The following is a 20,782-nucleotide window of genomic DNA, read 5'->3' on the forward strand; positions in this document are numbered from 1 at the left end:
TTCGGTCAAAATATATACTATGGCTACAGACGACAACAAGGATAAGGATCAGCAAGATCAAGATGACTTCTTCGGTGATGATGAAGATTTCGGTTTACCGGAGTTAGATTACGAAGCATTAGATGATGACTCTGATGATGTAGAGGAAGCAACACCAACACCAACGGCAGAAGAGAAGCCTGCTACAGAAGAACCTGTGCAAGAAGAGAATGTGGTAGCAGAAGATGATTCCATATTTGAGAGCGAATCAATGGATGATGATATCTCTATGGACGATGACTTTTCCATGGATGATGATATGTCTACAGATGATGATATTTCTATGGACGATGATATATCCATGGATGACGATATCTCTATGGATGACGATATCTCTATGGATGACGACATCTCTATGGATGATGATTTTTCTATGGATGATGATATCTCCATGGATGATGAAGAAATACCTGAACAAGTTTCAGATGAAGAAATAAAAGCATCACTTGATGAAGAAAACCTTTCAGAAGGAGATGCTCTTCCTGACGAAGAGGATCTTTCCGATGATACCATGGAAGATTTCTACGAAGAAGAATCATTTGATGACTTTGAAGCTTCAGAAGCAGATGATGATGGAGAAGAGATACCCGATTCGGTATTTGATAGCGATGTACTAGATGAAGATGAATTTGCTCAGTTTGAAAAAGAACTGATGGAAACAGAAGAGAGTAATGTGTCTGATGTGCCTGCATACCAGTCTGATAGTGAAGAGCCTACCTCTCAAAGCAAAGGTAAATTTGCCAAAGTAGTAATCATAGGTATTTTGATTTTCGCAGCTCTAGGTGCTATTTTCTATGTTATGTCACCATTGGGTGGAGGTGAGGATAAGTCTGTTGCTGAGAAGAAAGTTGAAAAGCCGGTTGCTAAGAAACCAGTAGAAAAGAAACCTGTAGCGAATGAAGATGAAGAGACAACTACCGAAGAGACAGAATCAACAACAAAACCTGAGAATAATCAACCTAAAACTACACCAGCACAAAAGCCTGCGGTACAGAAACCAGAACCTGTGGCTGCTAATCCTGGAACCATAAATGCACTTACTAATAGGACGGGTAATTACTTTATTGTAATTGGAAGTTTTGTTGATGAAGATATGGCGACTGATTATGCTACTGAGCTATCAAACGTAGGAAGAAGCCCTTCGATAATTCCTCCATTTGGCAAGGCGATTACACATAGGGTAGCGATTAGAGGATATGGGTCTTTGACAGAAGCACAAGGTGCAGTTGAGGGATTTAAAGGTGAGTTTGGTGATGATATTTGGATATTAAAATACTAAAACACTAATCCTTTAGTTATTACGTTCAGTCTTTTTGGGTGGTGTTCCATCCTTTAACTCATGATAAAAAGAACATATGCTTATTAGTGTTATGCAAGATCCTATAGTAGAGGGTTTAGAATCAGAAGAATCAATTTCATTATTAGAACTCCTGACTAATGGAGGATATATGATGATTCCCATCCTGTTGCTTTGGATGGTAGCTATCTATATTTTCGTAGAAAGAACAAGGACCTTAGGGGCTGCAGCAAAAACTCCCGAGTCCTTTAAGGATCAAATAAGATCATTGGTTATTTCAGGAGATATAGGTGGTGCTCAAGTACTTTGTGGCAAGACTGATACCCCTGTTGCTCGTATGATAGAAAAGGGAATTAGTAGGATTGGTAATCCACTGAAGAACATTGAAGTTAGTATCGAAAATGTAGGAAAGCTAGAAATCTATCGACTTGAAAAAAACTTGAATTTATTGGCTACTATCTCAGGAGCAGCGCCAATGATAGGATTCTTAGGTACCGTTACAGGAATGATTCAAGCCTTTATTGCTATAGCACAAGAAGAAGGTGCTGTAAGCCCAAAATTATTGTCTTCGGGTATTTATGAAGCCATGATTACAACAGCAGCTGGTTTGTTTGTTGGCATACTTGCATACTTGGGTTACAATTACCTCGTTTCCAAAGTAGCGAAAGTGATACATACGATGGAGTTCAATGTGATTGATTTCATTGACCTGTTACAAGAACCAAAGAAATAAACATGGATTTGAAGTCAAAACATAAGGTGAGTGCAAGTTTTAGCATGTCATCAATGACGGATATCATATTCCTTCTATTGATCTTTTTCATGTTGACAGCCTCATTTATTACTCCTTCAGGTTTACCGGTGAACCTGCCTTCTTCTAGATCCTCTGAGATAGTGATGCAGAAGGTTAGTGTTACCATTACCAAAAATTTAACCTACTTCGTGAATAACCAGCGAGTGAATCGTTCTTCGTTAGAATCCGTATTAAGGAGTAATTTGTCAGGGAAAGAAGGCATTGTCGTTTTGCATTGTGATGCAGCTGTTCCTGTAGAAAGGTTAGTGGAAGTAGCCGGTATTGCTACCGCGTTAAAAGCAAAAGTTTCCATTGCTACAAAACCCGAATGATGGAGGAACGTGAAAAGAAAGATGAGCGCAATAGACGAGTTGGCTGGCTTACTTCAGTAGGCATCCAACTGGTGTTACTTGTTCTCTTTTATTTTATAGTGGCCTGGAGAGAGCCATTCCCACCCATTCCTGAGTATGGCATTGAACTAGGTTTTACAACATCTGCGGGAGCTCCCGCCGCATCATCTCCATCACCACAAGCTCCGGAAGTAGAAGACATAGAGGAAGAAGCTATCGAGGAAACTTCAGCTGAAACGGAAGAGGTCAGGGAAACTACAGATAACAGCGAAGCTCAAGAACCAGCTGTAGAATCACAAGTAGAAAGCCCTGTAAAAGTAGAAGAAGTTAAACCTCAAGAAACCAAACCAGCAGAGGAGCAACCAGAGGTTGATTCAAGAGCTGTAATGAAGCCCTCTGATAATGACTCAGAAGAGACAACTGAGAATACTTCAGATGGTGAAGAAGAGAATGAATTAGATGAAAGAGCTATCTACGGGAGCCAAGGAACAAATACTGGAGAATCTGAAGGAGCTAACCTCGCTCTCTCTGGATGGGTTTGGGATTTTAAGCCCAAACCTGATGATCAATCAGATCAGTCGGGAAAAATTGTTTACAAAATTGTAGTAGACCAAGATGGATATTTAGTCAAAATAGAAACCGTAACTTCTACCGTTTCACCTTCTGTGGAGCGTAAGTATCGACAAGCTGTGGAAAAGCTTACATTCAGCAAAACAGCCGACTATAAAACAGCCAATGTTTCTACTGGAACGATTACTTTCATCATAAAATCCAGATGACATACGAAGAAACGCTCGAGTACCTTTTTACTCGACTTCCAATGTATCAGCGTGATGGAAAAAAAGCTTATAAGAAAGATCTGACGAATACGATTAAGCTTCTTGATGTTCTTGATAACCCTCATTTAAGTTTTAAGAGTGTCCATATTGCAGGTACAAATGGCAAAGGAACTTCGGCTCATGGAATAGCAGCTATTATGCAAACAGCAGGCTATAAAACAGGGCTTTACACCTCGCCACATTTAAAGAACTTCACTGAAAGAATTAAAATTGATGGAAGTGAAGTTCCTCAAAACTTCGTAGTTGATTTTGTTGAACGAATAAAACCAGCGGTTGCAGAAATAGAACCTTCTTTTTTTGAGATAACAGTAGCAATGGCGTTTGACTATTTCAAATACAGTAGTGTTGATATCGCGATCATTGAGACAGGTCTTGGAGGAAGGTTGGATAGTACCAATGTGATAACACCAGAAGTAAGTTTGATAACCAATATTGGATATGACCACATGGATATGCTTGGTAATACATTGGAGGAAATTGCTCGTGAGAAAGCAGGTATTATCAAACCAAATGTACCTGTAATTATAGGGGAAAAGACATCTGAGACTCAGTCAGTTTTTGAAGAGTTTGCTGAAGTGCGACACACAAATTTGGTTTATGCTGATTCTGCAAATTGGAGAGCTCAATCGTTAGTCCCAGACTACTTAGTAAAGAATGTTCCAGGTATTGAGGCAGTCATTGATGAACTGAAGAATCGAGGTTGGAAGATTTCTCAAACTGATATAAATGAAGGATTGAATAACCTTAATTCCTTGACAGGTCTAAAAGGTAGGTTTCAGATTCTAAGTCAAGAACCATTGGTTATTGCAGACGTAAGTCATAATGCGGAAGGATTGAGTATCCTACTGCAGCAAGTAAAGTCTCTTTGTAAAGGCGCATTACACCTGATCATCGGAACTGTGAAGGATAAGGATCTATCTTCTATTTTTCATATTTTCCCCAAAGACTCTAAGAAATATTGGACGCAATCTTCAGTTCCGAGAGCGCTCCCGGTCGAAGAATTAGCGATTCAAGGAATAATGAATGGTATAGAAGGGGAGTGCTTTAAAAATGTAAACGAAGCGATAACAAGTGCAAAAGAAAAGGCGCACCCTGATGATATTATCTTAATCACTGGGAGTACTTTCGTTGTTGCTGAGGTTGAATCAATCTGATGTTAGATCATTTTTTCGAAGGTCTAACTAAATGAATTTTGTTCCAATACTGTTTGAGTAATCTTTTCCATTTGATTCATCAATCTTTGATGTAAGAAATTCCCCATACTTATTCGTTTCACGCCTGCTCTAGCTAATGTTTCAAAATCAGGAAGATTTGGGAAACACATGACATTCAAAGGGAGATCACAATTCGTGGTAATAGACTCGATATCACTAATTTCTGTAATACCTGGAAGAAAGATGCCATCAACATAGTTTTTATACGCTTCTATTCTATTGAGTGACTCATTCAATGGACTTGCATTTGTCACCAAAAAAGCGTCTGATCTTAAATTGATGAAAATGTTTATGCCTCTCTCTTTGAGAGTGGCTGATATTTCAGCTATTTTTTCTTGAAATATTTTCACATTCTCAAGTACTCTTTCTCCATTCACAATCTTAGAATCTTCCAAGTTGATGCCTTGGACACCTAGCTTATCTAATTTGATGATATTATCAATAATCTCACTAGGAGTATTCCCATATCCAAATTCAAGATCTACACTCAACGGGATTTTAATTGAACTTATTATTCTTTGGACTATTTGCAAGTAAAAGTCGAAGGGCATGTTTTGACCATCTTCATAACCTAGCGTATGAGCAATCGCAGCACTAGATGTCCCAACTGCATTGAAGTTCATTTTCTCATAATGTATCGCACTAGAAACGTCCCACACGTTTCCTAAAATTAAGGGCTCTTCTTTTTTATGTAGATCTAAGAATTTTTGCATCACTTGTGTTTTTGATGCAAATGACCAACTAATTTAGAATTGCGGCAACCGAAAAATGAACGAGTATATTTTTAATTAATCTAATCCTCGCCTAAATGTAAATGATGTACATGCTCATCAATAACATCAATCTGCTTTGTGATTTCCTTCACATACTTTTTAAGCTCATCTTCAAGAGCCTTTACCTCTGCCTTGTATTCTGATCCTTTTTCAGCACCGAGATTCTTCTCTATGTCATTATACGTATTACACTCCTGATGAATGAACCTTCTAAAAGACTTAGTTGTGTAATCACTTTCTAAAGTCTCAATATCATCCAGCGTTGCTTTGGCCTCTTTATCTCCATTCTTAGTAAATTTCCTGGTCACTATCCCATAAAGTAAAGTATCGTAATGGTGAATTTCATCAAGCATGCCGATGATTTGTTTTCTATATACCGATTGACCACAAAAACTCCCTAAGCCTTCATAAGTTTGCAGCTTCACGGCTTCACTGTCCCATCGGAGAGTCAAGTCATCAATAGCTTTAACAATTTCAGCTTCTTTTTCTTGAGAGAAGGAAGCAAATGAAAATAAGCAGAGTAGTAGCAGAAGGATGTTAGATTTCATTATTCTGTGTGTTTGATTGAACAGGTAATACATTGGCAAAAAAAAATAAGTTAACGAAGTTTTCCGAAAATATGGCAAGTAAAAATGTCATAGAACCAGGAAAAGATCTTTTTGAGTCGATCCATGGAAACTGGAGCGAATTCTTTAGTAATAATAATGAAATCGTAATAGAACTTGCCTGTGGGTGGGGAGAGTACACTATTTCATTAGCAGAAAAATACACTAGTCAAAACTTTATAGGAATTGACATAAAGGGTGATCGTATTTGGAGAGGAAGTCAGTATGCTCAAGAGAATAACCTGGAGAATGTAGCATTTCTTCGTACACATATCATTGAGATCTTGAAATCTTTTGATGAAAATGAGGTAGATGAAATATGGTTGACTTTTCCAGACCCAAGACCAAAAGAACGTGATGAAAAGCATAGGCTGTCCAACAAGAATTTCTTAGAAAAGTATCGCCAGATTCTTAAAGCAGATGGGTGGTTTAAATTCAAAACGGACAATACAGAGCTTTTTGAATATACATTACAAGTATTAGCCGACTTCAATATCAAAGATCATGAATTCACATTCGACCTGTACGATTCACCCATGCTGAACGAACACCACGGAATTAAAACCAAATACGAACGCATCTGGACAGAGAAAGGGGAAAAAATCAAGTACATGAAGTTTAGGTTCGCTGACTAATACTCAACGATAGTTCTTGCAGCCAGGTAGCCATTGTAGAAAGTGAAATTTGAACGTTTGAATCTTTTCATGACCTTATCTAGCTTATCAGCGTATTCTTCAGCTTCACCAATCAGCTTGTCTTTATCTTGTCTGGCGATTTTTGAGGCCATATCGTACGTTTGAGATTTGCCTAGACTTAGCTGATACTCATCCAGGTTAAGCTTAACATCATCAATTTGATCTTGCACCAATCCATAGTCACCCATATTGTTCACATGTATTTCTAAGAGATCAATCATTTTGGTGACCTTATCAACAAAATCGTCATAGGGTAACCTGAAGTAATCAGAATAATAATTTGCAGCTTGTTGGCGAAGCTTTTCGTTTCCAATATCATCGGCATAAGCTTCAAGTGTATCATCCAGGATATCCATTTTATCTGCTATCTGCTTCTTGAGATGCAAAATAGCTTGTCCCATATGCACCTTTGAAGTATCCTTTCCAATAAGAGACTCCTTCAAAGTAGGAATTAGTTGGTGGATCCTATTTTTATAATTGCTTACAATTGGAATAGCGATCCATATAGCTATGTGATCATCCAGGTAAGCATTTGTTTGCTCAAACATTTCAAGTTCTCTTGCGAATAAGGTTTCCATATTGGCATATCATTTAATGAAGCAAATATGCCCTAATCAATACATAAATTTTCATTTATATTTATTATGAAAAGCATAAGTAATTATAAATGAAAACTTAACTATCTATATTCAGGATTTTCAAAATTCCATCTCGTCCCGTCATCCCAATCTTTCCTGGAGTTACCATACTTAGGATATCCTCCATTATCCTTCATCATCCTTGCAAGATGGAGCAAGTTGTAAGTCATAAAAGTGGTATTCCTGTTCGTAAAAGCATTGTCAAATGCATTGGCTTCTTTATCCATGTAACTAGGTCCAGGACCAGCTTCACCGATCCATCCACAATCTGCCTGAGGTGGAATGCTGTATCCTAGATGTTGTATTGCATATAGAATACTCATAGCGCAATGCTTGATGCCATCTTCATTACCCGTAACAACACATCCTCCTACTTTGCCATAATAGATGTATTGTCCCTTATCATTTTGATTACCGCTCATTCCATATAAACGTTCAATTAACTTAACCGAAACAGAAGATTTTTCACCCAGCCAGATTGGGGTTCCAATGACCAAAATATCAGCTGCCATTACTTTTTCGTAGATTTCTGGCCAATCATCTTCTCCATACCCATGTTCTTTCATATCTGGGTGGACTCCATAAGGAATCGCATAATCAACAAAGCGAATACTCTCAGTAGCTAAACCTTCTTTCTCCATGATATCAATAGAAACATCTATCAAACCTTGGGTATGACTCTGATTAGGAGATTTTTTAAGCGTGCAATTGATAAACAATGCAGAAAGGTCAGTGAAATCAGTTTTACTCATCATACTTTATTTAATGTTACTGCCACCTTTGACCATCCTATATTTGGGTCGATCTCATAGATGAGTAAATGGCAAAACTAAAATTACATAATATTCGAAAGACATTCGATGGGCAGAGAGATGCTTTTGATTGCTCTTTTTTAGAAGTTGATGAAGGCAGTAGGATAGGTATTGCCGGCGAGACTGGATCAGGAAAATCAACACTATTGAAGATCATTGCAGGGTTGGAAAAACCGAATGAAGGAGAGGTACTTCTGGGTCAGGAAAATATTTACCCAAAGCTAGATCGGCTCATTCCTGGACATCCCAAAATGGCTTACTTATCTCAGTCTTTTGAACTACCAAAATTCATTAGTGTAGAAGATTTTTTATTAGTGCATCCATATTCCGATGAAGAGGTATCGCGCATGGCAGAACTTTGCAGGATAGAAGATTTACTTGACAAGGATACACGGGCACTCTCTGGGGGAGAGAGACAAAGAATTGCACTGGCTAAAGTTTTGATGAAGGAACCTGAGATTTTACTTCTAGATGAGCCTTTTTCCAATCTAGATACGCATCATAAGCATAAAATGAAGAGTGTCATTAATAACATAGATGAAGAGATTAAGGCCACCATTTTGATGGTGTCACATGAGTCAACCGACTTACTTCCCTGGTCTGAAGAAATTCTTGTTTTGAAAGAAGGAGAGATTGTTCAACAAGGTAACCCAAAAGAGATCTATTTTCATCCAGCCAACGAATATGTAGCTGGACTATTTGGAGACTATCAATTGATCGATCCAAAGAGGTGGTTGGAGGTAGAAGGAGATGAAAGAATTGTAAGACCTGAGCAATTTCAACTCAATGATCATGGAAAAAAAGGTCAAATAATTAATATTCAATTTAAAGGAAATCACGAGGAATTAGTTATCAAAGTTGCAGATGAAATTGTGTTCACATCTTCATTACCAGGAAAGTATGAGATCGGTGATGATATACATGTATCCTTGAGTATTCAGTGATTTGTAGCTCTGAGGTAATCAATTATAAAATTTGTGACACACGTATTGATATATGTTAAATTTATGGCAAATTTTTTTTATAAGTTATTCTTATGAATCTTCAGCAATTAGAATATGCACTCGCACTTGAAAAGTTAGGCTCGTTTACACAAGCTGCTAAGACCTTGCATGTCACCCAACCTGCACTTAGTTTACAGATCAAAAACCTTGAAAACGAAATAGGCATCTCTCTTTTCGATAGGTCTAGGACAAACGTAGAACCGACTGAACGGGGATTGAAATTTTTATTAAAAGCAGGCGAAATAGTCTCAGCCAGTAAACAGTTGAAAGACTATGCTATGAGCCTAGGCCAACAGTATACAGGTAAGTTGAAAATTGGAGTAATTCCAACATTATCACCATTTCTGATTCCACTATTTCTAGATGATTTCAATCAAACATATCAAGAGGTATCAATAGAAGTACACGAGCTTTTGACAGAACAGATTTTACAAAAAGTCAGATTAGGCGAACTCGATGGCGGAGTTATTTCTACACCAATATCCAGGCAAGGCATAGAGGTCAGACCCCTTTTTTATGAATCTTTCTTTCTTTATCAAAATCAAGAAAGTAATAAGGTCTTGGCTTTGGAATCACTCAAACTTTCAAACATAGATTTGGGAACTCTTTGGCTACTCGAAGAAGGAAACTGCTTTCGAGATCAGGTTAATGATATTTGCTCATTTAAGCATGTAAAAACACAAACAAGCTTAAAATATTTTTGTAGCAATATAGATTCCTTAATCCGGATGGTGGATCATTTTGGTGGAATTACAATACTTCCAGAGTTGACCACCTTAAGTTTAGATAATGATCAGGAAAAGAGTTTAGTTATTCTTGAAGGAAAGATTCGTGAAATTGGTTTTATAAATAGAAAATCTTCGGGACAAGAACATTTGTTTGAGGCTTTATGCACCATTATCGAGCGAAATGTCCCACGATCTATGAAGCATAAGGATGATAGGGAAGTTGTTGATCCAGGAATAGATAGTAACTGGTAGTTCAGAAAAGGCTTCCTGTCTTAGGAAGGGCCTGTCTCTTCAAATGTTTCAGGTACAATTGAGCACAAGCATTAGCATCACTTAAAGCATCATGATGCTGTAAAGGAATTTTATATTTTTTGGAAAGGTAGGCTAGCCCTCTACGATAGATTACACGCGTACACCTTACTTCGAAGTGAGGTTGAGCAATGTCGTAGAATGCAAGCGTATTTCTTAAACAATTCACATCAAAATTTGCGTTGTGAGCTACAACTACCTCATCTTCGATCAAATGCTTGATATCAAACCACACCTCTTCAAATAGGGGAGCCTTTAGTGTATCTTCTGGTTTGATTCCATGCACTTCAATGTTCTTATAGAAGTATTCATTTTTTGGAGGTTGAATGAGGCGATTCACTTCTTCGGTTGTAATTCCATTCTCAACCCGAACAATCCCAACTTGACAAACACTTGCTGGATTCCATGTAGCTGTCTCAAAATCTAACGCTGAAAAGGATTCTAAACTCATTGAAATGCTAAAATAGGATCTGAACTCGATAAGTGAATTTTAAAATAAACTTTTAAGTTAAAAAACGCTTAGACTATTGATGAATAAAATAAAGAAGATTAAGTCCTTACCAGGTCAGGAATCTGTTTGGGATTATCCGAGACCACCAGCGCTTCAAAAGGTTACAAAACATATTCGAATCATTTGCAGTTCGGAAATTATTTTAGACACCAATAGCTCGTTCCGAATACTCGAAACAAGTCATCCACCTACTTACTACTTGCCAATTAGTGATTTTAAAACTGATATAATCTTAAGAAATGAAAATAAAAGCTCTTTTTGCGAGTTCAAGGGGATGGCACATTATTACGATATAAAGGCGGGTGACAAGATTGTAGAGAATTGTGCGTGGGGGTATGAAAACCCTACAAATCCCTATCATGAACTTAAAGATCATGTATGTGTCTATTCGCAATATATGGATGAGTGTTATGTGGGCGATGAAAAAGTACTTCCACAGCCAGGAGGTTTTTATGGAGGCTGGATTACCTCCAATATAGTTGGACCATTCAAGGGAGAACCCGGAAGCTGGGGTTGGTAAGAAAAAAGCCGCACACATTTGTGCGCGGCTCATTTACTCAACTAACTTGAACTGGCTCCTCAACCAGCATTTTGAATGATTTGATAGTAGAAAGGAATTCCGATGATTACATTGATTGGAAATGTAATACCCAATGCCATTGGTAGATATAAACTCGGATTTGCCTTTGGCACTGCGTTTTTCATAGCTGCAGGAACAGCGATGTATGAAGCACTTGCACCAAGCAATGCAAACAATAATTGATTTCCTGGAGAGTCCGTTATTTGCATACTAATAAAGAGGGCTACCAGGCCATTGAAAAAAGGCATCAATGTTGAAAACAGGAAGGGGTATAATCCTTTTTTTACCATAACGGAGAGTTGCTTTCCACTTGTGATACCCATATCTAAAAGGAACACTGCCAGAAACCCTTTAAAAATATCTGTTGTAAAAGGCTCAATACCTTGCGCTTGTTTATCACTAGCTAGAAACCCAATGATGAGACTTCCCATAATTAGAACAACACTGCCATTCGTTACAGAATGATAGAGGACTGACTTACAGGAAGGTCGATTCTTATCTGTCTTGTTGTAAAGGTTGATAAGTAATACACCTACAACGATAGCAGGAGCTTCCATAACAGCCATAACAGCAATCATATGACCTCCAAATTCTACTTGCTGAAACTCAAGGAAAGAAATGGCGGTTACAAAAGTTACTGCACTTACGGATCCATATGCTGCTGCTATGGCCCCAGAGTTTTCAATACTCAACCTTCGTTTTAGGATGAAAAAAGCAAGTAATGGAACAGTAGCAGCCAACAAGACTCCTGCGACAATGCTCCATATCAACTCACCACTTATTGCGCTATGAGAAAGCTCTTGTCCTCCTTTGAATCCAATGGAAAACAGCAAGTAGATCGAAATAAATTTCGAAGAGCTTTCTGGTATTTGTAAATCACTTTTCAATTGAACTGCTATGATCCCTAGTAGGAAGAAGAGCAAAGCAGGATTCGTAATGTTTTCGGCTAGGCCACTGAAAATCATACTTAATTCTTAATCTTTAAGATTGTCTGTTTATTGTACTCAATGTCTTTTCCCATCTCTTCTGCACGCAAGGCAAAGCTGTGGATTGCAAGACCTGAAATATTCGTTACTTCAACAGTTTCGTGATCAATCCATCGAATCTTGCTTTCATCATACTCCCCCTTTTTCATAAGTTCTTGCTTGAATACTTCTGATAGAGGAAGCTCTTCATTCTGAAAATTCATTGATTTTTCTTGTAGCGTTTTGGCTGCATTTGTCTGCGAGAAGATGGAGTTCATGGTAATTGTCATCTTGTTTTATTTTTGATTTCGAGGCAAATATGAATGGAATAATTCATAAGTTTTTATTTATATTTTTAATGATTTACATTAATATTGCTTATGAATTATACAATCCACCAGCTTCGAGTATTTCAAAGTATTTGTAAGAACAAGAGCATCACTAAAGCTTCAGAAGAACTTTATTTGACTCAGCCTGCAGTTTCGATTCAATTAAAAAAATTGCAGGATCAGTTTGATATACCTCTTACAGAGGTAATAGGAAGGCAGCTTTATATCACTGATTTTGGAATGGAAATTCATCGTGTTAGCGCAAGAATCTTGCAAGAAGCTGAATCTTTGAAAACGACAGTAGATCAATACAAAGGCCTGCTTTCTGGTAAGATTAGCATTTCAGTAGTTTCGACCGGTAAGTATGTTATGCCTTATTTTTTGAAGCAATTTTCAGAAGCACATCCTCAGGTAGAGTTGCGTATTGATGTAACAAATAAGAATGCTGTGGTAGAGAGTTTAACAAAGAATGAAACAGACTTTTCATTGGTTTCAGTACTGCCTGAAAATCCTCCTGTTGAAGCCGTGGAATTAATGGAAAACGAACTTTTTCTAGTATCTAATTCAGATCGAACAATAAGTAAAAAGACCTTTAAACCTCAGGACATAAGCGAATTGCCAATCATTTTTAGAGAAAAAGGCTCAGCTACAAGAATGGTTATGAAACAATTCTTCTCAGACCATAACATAAATCCTGAAAAGTCCATGGAACTAATGAGTAATGAAGCGGTAAAACAAGCGGTAAATGCTGGTTTAGGAGTTTCGATTATGCCATTAATAGGATTAAGGAATGAGTTGAAATATGGAAGCCTCAAGATTATTCCAGTGAAGGGCTTACCCATTGTCACTAGATGGAACTTGATTTACACAAAAGGTAAACGCTTAACACCCGCTGCAAGTGAACTTTTAAATTTCATATCCTCTCATAAAGATGAGATTGTGAAAGATCATTTTAGTTGGGTAGAAGAAGTTAAATAGGTTAGATTTAAGGTTGAGTTCAAATATATACAACCTCCTTTAATTTGTTGTTATTCAACTGATTGGCCTAAACTAACCTATTAAATTTACTCATTTCGACTATTTTAGTCGATCTCATTACCGTCGTATTAATGCTCAAAGCATACTGTTTCATATTAATCATTATTCTTGGATCTATTCATTGTCATGGGAATGGAGATGATTGGGTCAAAATCCTCAAAGAGGAAAAGGGAGTAGTAGAATTTTATTGGTACCCAAGTAATGAGGAGACTGAGAAGTCACTCAATATTATTGATGGAATAGAGCATGACTTAGCCATTGCATTTATCGAATTTATTAGTAAGAAGTATAAAGTTTCCATTGAGTTAAAATGGCTTGAAGTTGAAAGTTTTGAAGGAGTCTTAGAAACCATTAAGAATGCCAAAGGGGGAACTTTTGGGGCCTCATCAATATCTATAACGGAAGAGCGAAAGAAATTTTTAAACTTTACTGAGCCCTTTATGGCTGACGTTGCAGTTCTTGTTTCTAATAATTATTTGCCTACTGCTTTGACGGAAGACGAACTTAGAAGAATATTAACGGGGAATACAGGAATATCAATAGCGAATACTACGTTGGATCAATCCTTAAGAAAACTGCAAAAGCAGTTAGGTATTGAGTTTGAAATTGAATACGAAACAAATAGCGGGAAGATTATTGATAGGATAACCAAACAAACAAGAAGTTTCGGGTACGTTGATATTGCAAATTTTTTAGACGCTATAGGTCAAAATATAGATGTCAAACGTCAGTTTTTCTATCCGGTAAAACTTGAAGGTCTGGCTATGATCTACCCGAAGGGAAGTGATTGGCAAAAGCCAGTAGAAGATTATTTTAATAGTCCGCAATTTGAGCTTGATAAGTTTAGAGTCATTTCCAAGTACCTGGGATCCAATGCTTCGGAAATTATAGGGAGAATATCCAAGTCTGCAGAAATAGGACCACTTGATGAAATAGTTATTTCGAATAGAGAGAAGGAGCTTCAATATGAAAGACTTTTACTCGCCGCAAAACGAGATCAAGAAGCTTCACGTTTGACAATCATCCTTATCTCCATTATTGTAGCGGGTTTGGCGATTATGGTGTTACTATTTTTTCTATACAGAATCAAAGCGCGCAATAATGACAAGCTTTTGTCTCAACAACTTCTCATCGAAGAGCGAAATGATCAGTTGCGTCAGTTAAATGATGAAAAAAACAATCTTATCCAGGTACTAGCACATGATCTAAGATCACCTCTTTCAAATATTCTGAATGGATCACAAATCATTGAGTCGAATGAGAAAAGCTTAAGTGATGATGGCAATAAAATCTTAGGATTCATTCTTCAATCTTCTGAAAAAATGTCTTCTTTAATTGATAAAATATTAGACGTGGACGCGATTGAAACAGGAAAGCATAACCTTAAGGTAGAGACCTTTCCAGTCAAGGAAGTCATTAGTCTGGTTGTTGAAGAAAATGAGTCAAAAGCAAAAGGTAAGTCAATTACCATCAGTACTTCTTTCGGCAGAAAGAAACTAATGGTTAAAGCAGATAAGGTATATACTTCTCAGATTTTTGATAATCTTGTTTCAAACGCAATAAAATATAGTAAGTCAGATACCCAGGTCAAATTAAAGACCAGCGAGGAAGGAGATCAGATTAAAATCTCTGTAATTGATCATGGTCCGGGTTTGTCTGATGCCGATAAAAAGAAAGTTTTTCAGAAATACCAACGATTAAGCGCTCAACCAACCAAAGGAGAATCTTCTATTGGCTTGGGACTATCCATAGTCAAATTATACGCTGAGCGAATGGGGGGGACGGTTACTTTTGAGTCGAAGCTTGGGAAAGGTAGCGTATTTCACGTTTTCCTACCTAAAGGAAAATAGTTACTATTCTTCTATTTCAATCTGATCACAGGTTCCGACGAATGGAACTCCCGTGGTATAAAAAGCATATGTGATCAAGCCTACATACACTTCTTCACCGAAAGTTGGAGCTTGACCAGGCAGATTCCCTGTGCCATTATAAAGTGTCCAATTATCTTCTTTATCCGCATGATTCAGGTTGGGTAACTGCCAATACACAGTGACTGTGTTATCATCTTTACCTACAATGCGTATATCAGCACGACCGTCAGACACCTCATTAATTCCAATATCATTTACGGATGAATTACCATTTAATGTATTCTTACCCTCAATCGTAAAACTTGTAGAACCTCTATGCCCAACCACCACATGTGCGGAGTTAGGACTTTCCAAGTCTAATACATGTAATTGTACACCAGCAAAATTAAATGGCTCTCCTGAAGCAGAAGGAGCTACCTGTGAATCTTCAATAGTTCCAATGCCTATATTTCTTGCTATGAATTCAAATGGAAAAGAAACAAGCTTAGCATCTAGTCTACCTTGCTGCTCATGATAATGAAGTGTCTGATTGTCACTATTATCTATTAGTTCAGCATAATACCTTCCAGAACGTCTACCTACATTGGGTAAAACTTCAGGGTTATTTGTAGTGTAGCCAACTAGATCACCATTTCCTTCGAAAGAATCGATGAATGGATCACTGTTTTCCTCATTATTATCCGAATCAATCTCCGGCTCAGGGCTACTCTTATCTGAACAATGAAATAAAAAGCAGGATGTGGAAAAAAATGATAATAATAAAATTATTTTCTTCATAATGACTTTATACTAAATAGAGAAATAATAGGATGATGATTAAGCTAGCAATTTTATTATGTTGAGCTTACAATTTAGCTATATCAATCGTCTTCGATTAACTCAAGTATATCCATAATTTGACCATAATCTTTGTAACCAGGTCGTTCCTCTGGATCCGCTTCCATTTCTAATCCTGGGTATTTGGCTAGTTTTTCATCTGCCTCAATACCATACCCTTTGAGTAAACGAAGATTACCATTATAAAAACATATTTGATTATCCAGCTCTTTATAAAGCTCCTCTATGGATGATTTGATTAGAACCATAGAAGCCAGTTCATCCAAATAACTAAGGTTAGACTTGAGATTAGATAGCTCATTTTCAGATTCAATCGACAACCTAAAAATGATTGGTTTGCCAAGAAGGTGTGTTGCCTCTACTAAGTCCATATTGCTGATTTCTATGAAATCTACGGCGTAGAGTTTTAATCCTTCCTTGATTTGTTCGATAGTAGCGTTATGGAATTCACCAGCAAACTTTATTCCTGCTAACCAATCAGTGATTTCACCAAAATCACCTTCACTCACAAATGTGTCAGTAGAAGAGTCAATGTTGAAACCTAGTATGTCGACCATCATTCCAGCACAATAGCGAGCATCTGATAAGTTTGATACATTACTAATTTTCACAAAAGTCTTTAGAGCCATAACTTCATTTTTTCAATCGCAAATAAAACGTTACTGACTGAAACAATTTCAATTAATTTGCTGTTTTGCACCAAAACAATTTCTAAATGGCAGTAGAATTAAAAACGGACGATGATTTTTTAACGACTATCAATAATAATGATAAAGTGATAGTCAAATATTATGCTGATTGGTGTGGTAGTTGTAGACTTTTTGGACCCAAATTTAAAAGGCTCTCTGAAGATGACAGATTCTCGGATGTAACTTTCTTAGATGTAAATGCTGAAAATAGCTCTGAAGCAAGAAAACTTGCGGGCGTAACGAGTCTTCCTTTCTTTGCAACTTTCAAGAATGGCGAATTAATTACCGGTGTAGCAACGAGTAAGGAAGACACTGTTGTGGACTTGATGAATGCTATTTAACTATGAAGATACCGGTTATTAAATCGCTAGTAGAACAGTATTCTAAAGAAGAACTCGAAAGTGCAGAAGCGGCAATTGCGGATGAGCGACAACCAGAAATTGAAATTCAAGGAGAAGATGAAGGTGAACAACTCACGCATGCATATGCAGCCATCCAGATTATTCAGTCAATGGAAGAGAATAATGTAGATTTCAAGACTGCCTTGCGAGAATACACAAGTCGAGTAAGAAGTTCTATTTCATAACCACAAACGTTTGCGTTGAAATATGATGAATTTTGAAGCGTGAATGAGGGCAAGCATTAAATTTGAATAATGCGAAAATTACTCATCTCTGCTCTTCTGTTCACCTGTTTGACTACTTTCTCTCAGGACATTTCGATCACCTTTGAGGTTGATATGTCTTACCAAATTGAACTTGATAAGTTTAATCCAGATGCCGAGTACGTAGATGTTGCTGGAACCTTCAATAATTGGGGGACTTCATTGACTAAGCTGTCAGACTCAGATAAAGATGGAATTTGGGAGGCAACAGTAAATGGGTTCAATGCTGATCAAAAGATTGAATTCAAGTTTCGATATAATGGAGCATGGAATGATAGAGAAGAGTTTCCAGGTTCCGGTAACAATCGAACACATGTTGTTTCGTCAGGTGATGAAACTTTGTCATTCTGGTATAATGATGAAGAATCACCCACTGGTCCAGCATTAGCTGATGTCAATTCATCTTCAACATTTGTCTTTACAGGAGGCTCGGTTCTTTTCTCAGACAACTCCAGTGGTCTAATCGAAAATACTGAATGGGTATTTGAGGGGGGAAATCCTTCGGTTTCTACAGATAGAAATGTATCTGTTACATACGAAACGCCTGGTTCATATAATGTTACTTTAAGAGTATCCAATAGCTTTTCATCAGACGAAATTGTTTTGTCTGATTACATCACTGTAGGAGATCAGTCAGAAGAAGATTTGAACTGGTGGAATGAAACAACTTTCTATGAAATATTCGTACGAAGCTTTTATGATAGTGATGGGGATGGGATCGGTGATTTTAATGGCATAACAGAGAAGTTAGATTATTTGAATGATGGTGACCCCAATACCACAAATGATCTGGGTATTACGGGAATATGGCTCATGCCGATCCATGATTCCCCAAGCTACCATGGGTATGATGTGAATGATTATAGATCCATCAATCCAGATTATGGAACCATGGATGATTTTGAAAATTTTCTCAGCGAAGCTCACAAAAGAGGAATAAAGGTTATTATAGATCTTGTTTTAAATCATACCTCTACAGAAATAGAGTGGTTTAAAAATGCTAGATCTTCAAGTACTTCTGACAAGCGTAACTGGTATAGATGGACAGAATCTAAGCCAAGCTATTCTGGTCCGTGGGGACAGACAGTGTGGCATGGGGGAGGCTCTTCGTATTATTATGGATTATTCTGGGGAGGTATGCCAGATCTAAACTATGACGAGGAAGAAGTACGAAATGAAATATTTGATATTACACGTTTTTGGCTTGAAGACATAGGAATAGATGGTTATCGATTGGATGCGGTTAAATATATTCATGAAAAAGCCAGTGAACTTGAAGATATCTCCGAGACTCATGCGTTTTGGAGAGATTGGGTAGCAGTCACAAAAGAATCAAATCCCAATGCACTATCAGTAGGAGAAGCCTGGACGAGTACAGAAAAAATTGTTCCCTATGTAGTCAACAGAGGGTTGGATTTTTGTTTTGATTTTGACTTGAGTTCAGCCATGATTAGCAGTATCAATGGGAAAAGTGCTATTCCACTCAAAAATCAAATAAACAAAGTAATCAATAGCTATCCATACTTTCAATTCGGAACATTTGCCTCAAACCATGACCAAAATAGAATTATGGATGAACTTGGCTCCAACGAAAGTAAAGTAAAATTGATTGCAGCATCATATTTTATGCTACCAGGAGTGCCTTTTGTTTATTATGGAGAGGAAGTAGCTATGAAAGGCACTAAACCAGATGAGGATATAAGACGACCTATGCCTTGGAGTAATGACTCCAACGGGGGGTTCTCAGATAGTTCACCATGGAATTCTTTGTCCAGTAACTACAAGACCAATAATGTCGAAGTAGGTATGGAAGATCCTAACTCTGTATTCAATTGGTATCGAAAGCTTATTCAGCTAAGAGGGAAAGAAGTTGCACTTCAAAAAGGCACCTATCGAGAGATAAATACAGGTAGTGATGAAGTACTCGGATTTTGGAGGGAATATGAAGGAGAACAGGTTCTGGTATTGATTAATTATGGAGAATCTACCAGGTCTGTAGAAGTTAATACATCTAATGTTTTTACCACCACAGAATCCTCAGCGTTGGTCGATCAGTTAGATGCTTCATATCGTATTGATCTAGTAAATAAAAGTGAGTTAACCATAACACTTGATGCAGAGCAATCAAGAGTGTTAAAGACGGGACCTTTGACACTAGGTTTGAAATCTGAAGAGGCTATTCAGCTATTTCCCAATCCAGCATCAACTATTGTTCGACTCAACTCAAAGCTTGGAAATCAGGTGGATTATGAGATCCTTACGATTGATGGCAAACTAGTGAAAAGTGGGACATACGAATATGTTGATGGAATAGATATTAGTAAGCTCTCTAGAGGGATATATCTGGTCAAACTGAAAAGTGATCAAAAAGAGCTTACAAGTAAATTGTATTTGAGATAGTACTTGCTGCCGACGCGACAAACTGTCGATTTGTCGAGGTTAAATCCTATTACAGTTGTTCATACGTAAGTTGGATAACTTAATTTAACCAAATGAAATCCTCTCAATCATCTACTGCAGTTGTGTTGTTTGCTCGAAAGGCAAATGTAGAGGCTTCTCATAAACCTCTTTTAAATCAAAAAGACAGAAATAATCTATTACATCAAAAGCTTATAAAAGCTGCCAAGAAGGCGGCAATCAGTAGTTCTGGAGCATTTTATCACGTTCATGAAAACATCCAGGTAGGTGATACTTTTGGTGAACGCATATCAAACAGTGCTCGGGATGTTTTTGCCAAAGGATACGATAGAGTTATACTGATCGGTGGAGATTGTCCGGGACTTTCATCTCACGATATTGATAAAGCCATTTCATCTTTTGATGATGACAAAATAGTTTTAGGACCTGATCAACATGGAGGCGCATATTTAATAAGTATTTCAAAAGAGGCCTTTAATAAAATAGACTTCAAAAACCTACAGTGGAATACTTCCAGACTTTTTACTGACCTGAAAAAGTTTGCACTTGACAAACATATAGAAGTTACTGAGCTCCAAAAGAAAATCGATTTAAATAGTGATGAAGATGTTTTCGAATATGCTTCAACTTTTGAACTAAAAAACATACTGGTTTCGATTTTCACTTCACGGTTCGAAAGACTACTAGAAACAAATAGACCTACTCTTAAAAGACCGTCTGTAACTCCCGATCATAGAGGACCACCAATAGCTGCTTAAGATCTAGTTAAGCTTTCTTACTCTTA

Annotated in this window: 24 protein-coding genes; 15 read left to right on the plus strand and 9 right to left on the minus strand. The window is 37.3% G+C overall.

What is annotated here, in order from left to right; all coding sequences use genetic code 11:
* Positions 1–19: 19 nt before the first annotated feature.
* The 5 genes from ABJQ32_00645 (at position 20) to ABJQ32_00665 (ending at position 4,472) form a co-directional block, all read left to right on the plus strand.
* Positions 20–1,318 (plus strand): hypothetical protein, encoded by a 1,299-nt coding sequence (locus tag ABJQ32_00645; protein ID MEP5288121.1) that lies wholly within the window; start codon positions 20–22, stop codon positions 1,316–1,318.
* A gap of 76 nt (positions 1,319–1,394) precedes the next feature.
* Positions 1,395–2,069: a MotA/TolQ/ExbB proton channel family protein gene (locus ABJQ32_00650; GenBank protein MEP5288122.1), complete on the plus strand. Its 675-nt coding sequence runs from the start codon at positions 1,395–1,397 to the stop codon at positions 2,067–2,069.
* Between the two features lie 2 nt (positions 2,070–2,071).
* Positions 2,072–2,461 carry a biopolymer transporter ExbD gene (locus tag ABJQ32_00655; GenBank protein ID MEP5288123.1) on the plus strand — a complete coding sequence of 130 codons (390 nt, stop codon included), beginning with the start codon at positions 2,072–2,074 and terminating at the stop codon, positions 2,459–2,461.
* Positions 2,458–3,258: a hypothetical protein gene (locus tag ABJQ32_00660; GenBank protein MEP5288124.1), complete on the plus strand. Its 801-nt coding sequence runs from the start codon at positions 2,458–2,460 to the stop codon at positions 3,256–3,258. The genes ABJQ32_00655 and ABJQ32_00660 overlap by 4 nt, the downstream gene beginning before the upstream one ends.
* Entirely contained in the window at positions 3,255–4,472 is a 1,218-nt protein-coding gene (locus ABJQ32_00665) for a folylpolyglutamate synthase/dihydrofolate synthase family protein (GenBank protein ID MEP5288125.1), read from the plus strand. Before ABJQ32_00660 ends, ABJQ32_00665 begins: the two co-directional genes overlap by 4 nt.
* 23 nt (positions 4,473–4,495) lie before the next feature.
* Here ABJQ32_00665 and ABJQ32_00670 read toward each other — a convergent pair whose 3' ends face one another.
* Together ABJQ32_00670 and ABJQ32_00675 are read right to left on the minus strand one after the other, a co-directional pair.
* The gene (locus tag ABJQ32_00670) at positions 4,496–5,245 is read right to left on the minus strand and encodes an isocitrate lyase/phosphoenolpyruvate mutase family protein (protein MEP5288126.1); all 750 of its coding nucleotides are present in this window, start codon (positions 5,243–5,245) and stop codon (positions 4,496–4,498) included.
* 80 nt (positions 5,246–5,325) lie between these two features.
* Positions 5,326–5,853 carry a hypothetical protein gene (locus ABJQ32_00675; protein MEP5288127.1) on the minus strand — a complete coding sequence of 176 codons (528 nt, stop codon included), beginning with the start codon at positions 5,851–5,853 and terminating at the stop codon, positions 5,326–5,328.
* 32 nt (positions 5,854–5,885) lie between these two features.
* Between ABJQ32_00675 and trmB the strand changes: the two genes are divergently transcribed.
* Positions 5,886–6,545, plus strand: coding sequence for a tRNA (guanosine(46)-N7)-methyltransferase TrmB (gene trmB / locus ABJQ32_00680; GenBank protein MEP5288128.1), 660 nt, complete (start codon positions 5,886–5,888; stop codon positions 6,543–6,545).
* Here the strand turns inward: trmB and ABJQ32_00685 are convergent.
* Complete coding sequence (locus ABJQ32_00685) at positions 6,542–7,183, minus strand: hypothetical protein (GenBank protein MEP5288129.1); 642 nt, start codon at positions 7,181–7,183, stop codon at positions 6,542–6,544. The genes trmB and ABJQ32_00685 overlap by 4 nt on opposite strands.
* A 101-nt stretch (positions 7,184–7,284) precedes the next feature.
* Positions 7,285–7,995, minus strand: coding sequence for a flavodoxin family protein (locus tag ABJQ32_00690; protein ID MEP5288130.1), 711 nt, complete (start codon positions 7,993–7,995; stop codon positions 7,285–7,287).
* Between the two features lie 68 nt (positions 7,996–8,063).
* Here ABJQ32_00690 and ABJQ32_00695 point away from each other — a divergent pair, with 68 nt between their 5' ends.
* Together ABJQ32_00695 and ABJQ32_00700 are read left to right on the plus strand one after the other, a co-directional pair.
* Positions 8,064–8,999: an ABC transporter ATP-binding protein gene (locus tag ABJQ32_00695; GenBank protein MEP5288131.1), complete on the plus strand. Its 936-nt coding sequence runs from the start codon at positions 8,064–8,066 to the stop codon at positions 8,997–8,999.
* Between the two features lie 92 nt (positions 9,000–9,091).
* A complete protein-coding gene (locus ABJQ32_00700) occupies positions 9,092–10,039 on the plus strand; it encodes a LysR substrate-binding domain-containing protein (GenBank protein ID MEP5288132.1) in 948 nt (315 codons plus the stop codon).
* A gap of 1 nt (position 10,040) precedes the next feature.
* Here ABJQ32_00700 and ABJQ32_00705 read toward each other — a convergent pair whose 3' ends face one another.
* On the minus strand, positions 10,041–10,547 hold the full coding sequence (locus tag ABJQ32_00705) for an exonuclease domain-containing protein (GenBank protein ID MEP5288133.1): 507 nt from the start codon (positions 10,545–10,547) through the stop codon (positions 10,041–10,043).
* Between the two features lie 79 nt (positions 10,548–10,626).
* Between ABJQ32_00705 and ABJQ32_00710 the strand changes: the two genes are divergently transcribed.
* Entirely contained in the window at positions 10,627–11,127 is a 501-nt protein-coding gene (locus tag ABJQ32_00710; GenBank protein MEP5288134.1) for a DUF427 domain-containing protein, read from the plus strand.
* A 59-nt stretch (positions 11,128–11,186) separates the two neighbouring features.
* Here the strand turns inward: ABJQ32_00710 and ABJQ32_00715 are convergent, their stop codons facing one another.
* The gene (locus tag ABJQ32_00715) at positions 11,187–12,152 is read right to left on the minus strand and encodes a sodium-dependent bicarbonate transport family permease (GenBank protein MEP5288135.1); all 966 of its coding nucleotides are present in this window, start codon (positions 12,150–12,152) and stop codon (positions 11,187–11,189) included.
* Between the two features lie 2 nt (positions 12,153–12,154).
* Entirely contained in the window at positions 12,155–12,442 is a 288-nt protein-coding gene (locus ABJQ32_00720) for a hypothetical protein (protein MEP5288136.1), read from the minus strand.
* A gap of 90 nt (positions 12,443–12,532) precedes the next feature.
* On the opposite strand from ABJQ32_00720, the gene ABJQ32_00725 reads away from it, so the two are divergent.
* Both ABJQ32_00725 and ABJQ32_00730 read left to right on the plus strand, forming a co-directional pair.
* Complete coding sequence (locus ABJQ32_00725) at positions 12,533–13,459, plus strand: LysR family transcriptional regulator (protein MEP5288137.1); 927 nt, start codon at positions 12,533–12,535, stop codon at positions 13,457–13,459.
* Between the two features lie 131 nt (positions 13,460–13,590).
* Complete coding sequence (locus ABJQ32_00730) at positions 13,591–15,369, plus strand: ATP-binding protein (GenBank protein ID MEP5288138.1); 1,779 nt, start codon at positions 13,591–13,593, stop codon at positions 15,367–15,369.
* Between the two features lie 3 nt (positions 15,370–15,372).
* On the opposite strand, the gene ABJQ32_00735 is transcribed toward ABJQ32_00730, so the two are convergent.
* Positions 15,373–16,167 carry a hypothetical protein gene (locus tag ABJQ32_00735; GenBank protein MEP5288139.1) on the minus strand — a complete coding sequence of 265 codons (795 nt, stop codon included), beginning with the start codon at positions 16,165–16,167 and terminating at the stop codon, positions 15,373–15,375.
* An 83-nt stretch (positions 16,168–16,250) separates the two neighbouring features.
* Entirely contained in the window at positions 16,251–16,856 is a 606-nt protein-coding gene (locus ABJQ32_00740; GenBank protein MEP5288140.1) for a hypothetical protein, read from the minus strand.
* Positions 16,857–16,942: 86 nt separating this feature from the next.
* Between ABJQ32_00740 and ABJQ32_00745 the strand changes: the two genes are divergently transcribed.
* The 4 genes from ABJQ32_00745 (at position 16,943) to ABJQ32_00760 (ending at position 20,756) form a co-directional block, all read left to right on the plus strand.
* The gene (locus ABJQ32_00745) at positions 16,943–17,257 is read left to right on the plus strand and encodes a thioredoxin family protein (GenBank protein ID MEP5288141.1); all 315 of its coding nucleotides are present in this window, start codon (positions 16,943–16,945) and stop codon (positions 17,255–17,257) included.
* A 2-nt stretch (positions 17,258–17,259) separates the two neighbouring features.
* A complete protein-coding gene (locus ABJQ32_00750; GenBank protein ID MEP5288142.1) occupies positions 17,260–17,502 on the plus strand; it encodes a hypothetical protein in 243 nt (80 codons plus the stop codon).
* A gap of 69 nt (positions 17,503–17,571) precedes the next feature.
* On the plus strand, positions 17,572–19,980 hold the full coding sequence (locus tag ABJQ32_00755) for an alpha-amylase family glycosyl hydrolase (protein MEP5288143.1): 2,409 nt from the start codon (positions 17,572–17,574) through the stop codon (positions 19,978–19,980).
* A gap of 92 nt (positions 19,981–20,072) precedes the next feature.
* Entirely contained in the window at positions 20,073–20,756 is a 684-nt protein-coding gene (locus ABJQ32_00760) for a DUF2064 domain-containing protein (GenBank protein ID MEP5288144.1), read from the plus strand.
* The last annotated feature ends 26 nt before the right edge of the window (positions 20,757–20,782 follow it).

Origin of the sequence: Marinobacter alexandrii, assembly GCA_039984955.1 — a bacterium.
Taxonomy (GTDB): Bacteria; Bacteroidota; Bacteroidia; order Cytophagales; family Cyclobacteriaceae; genus Ekhidna.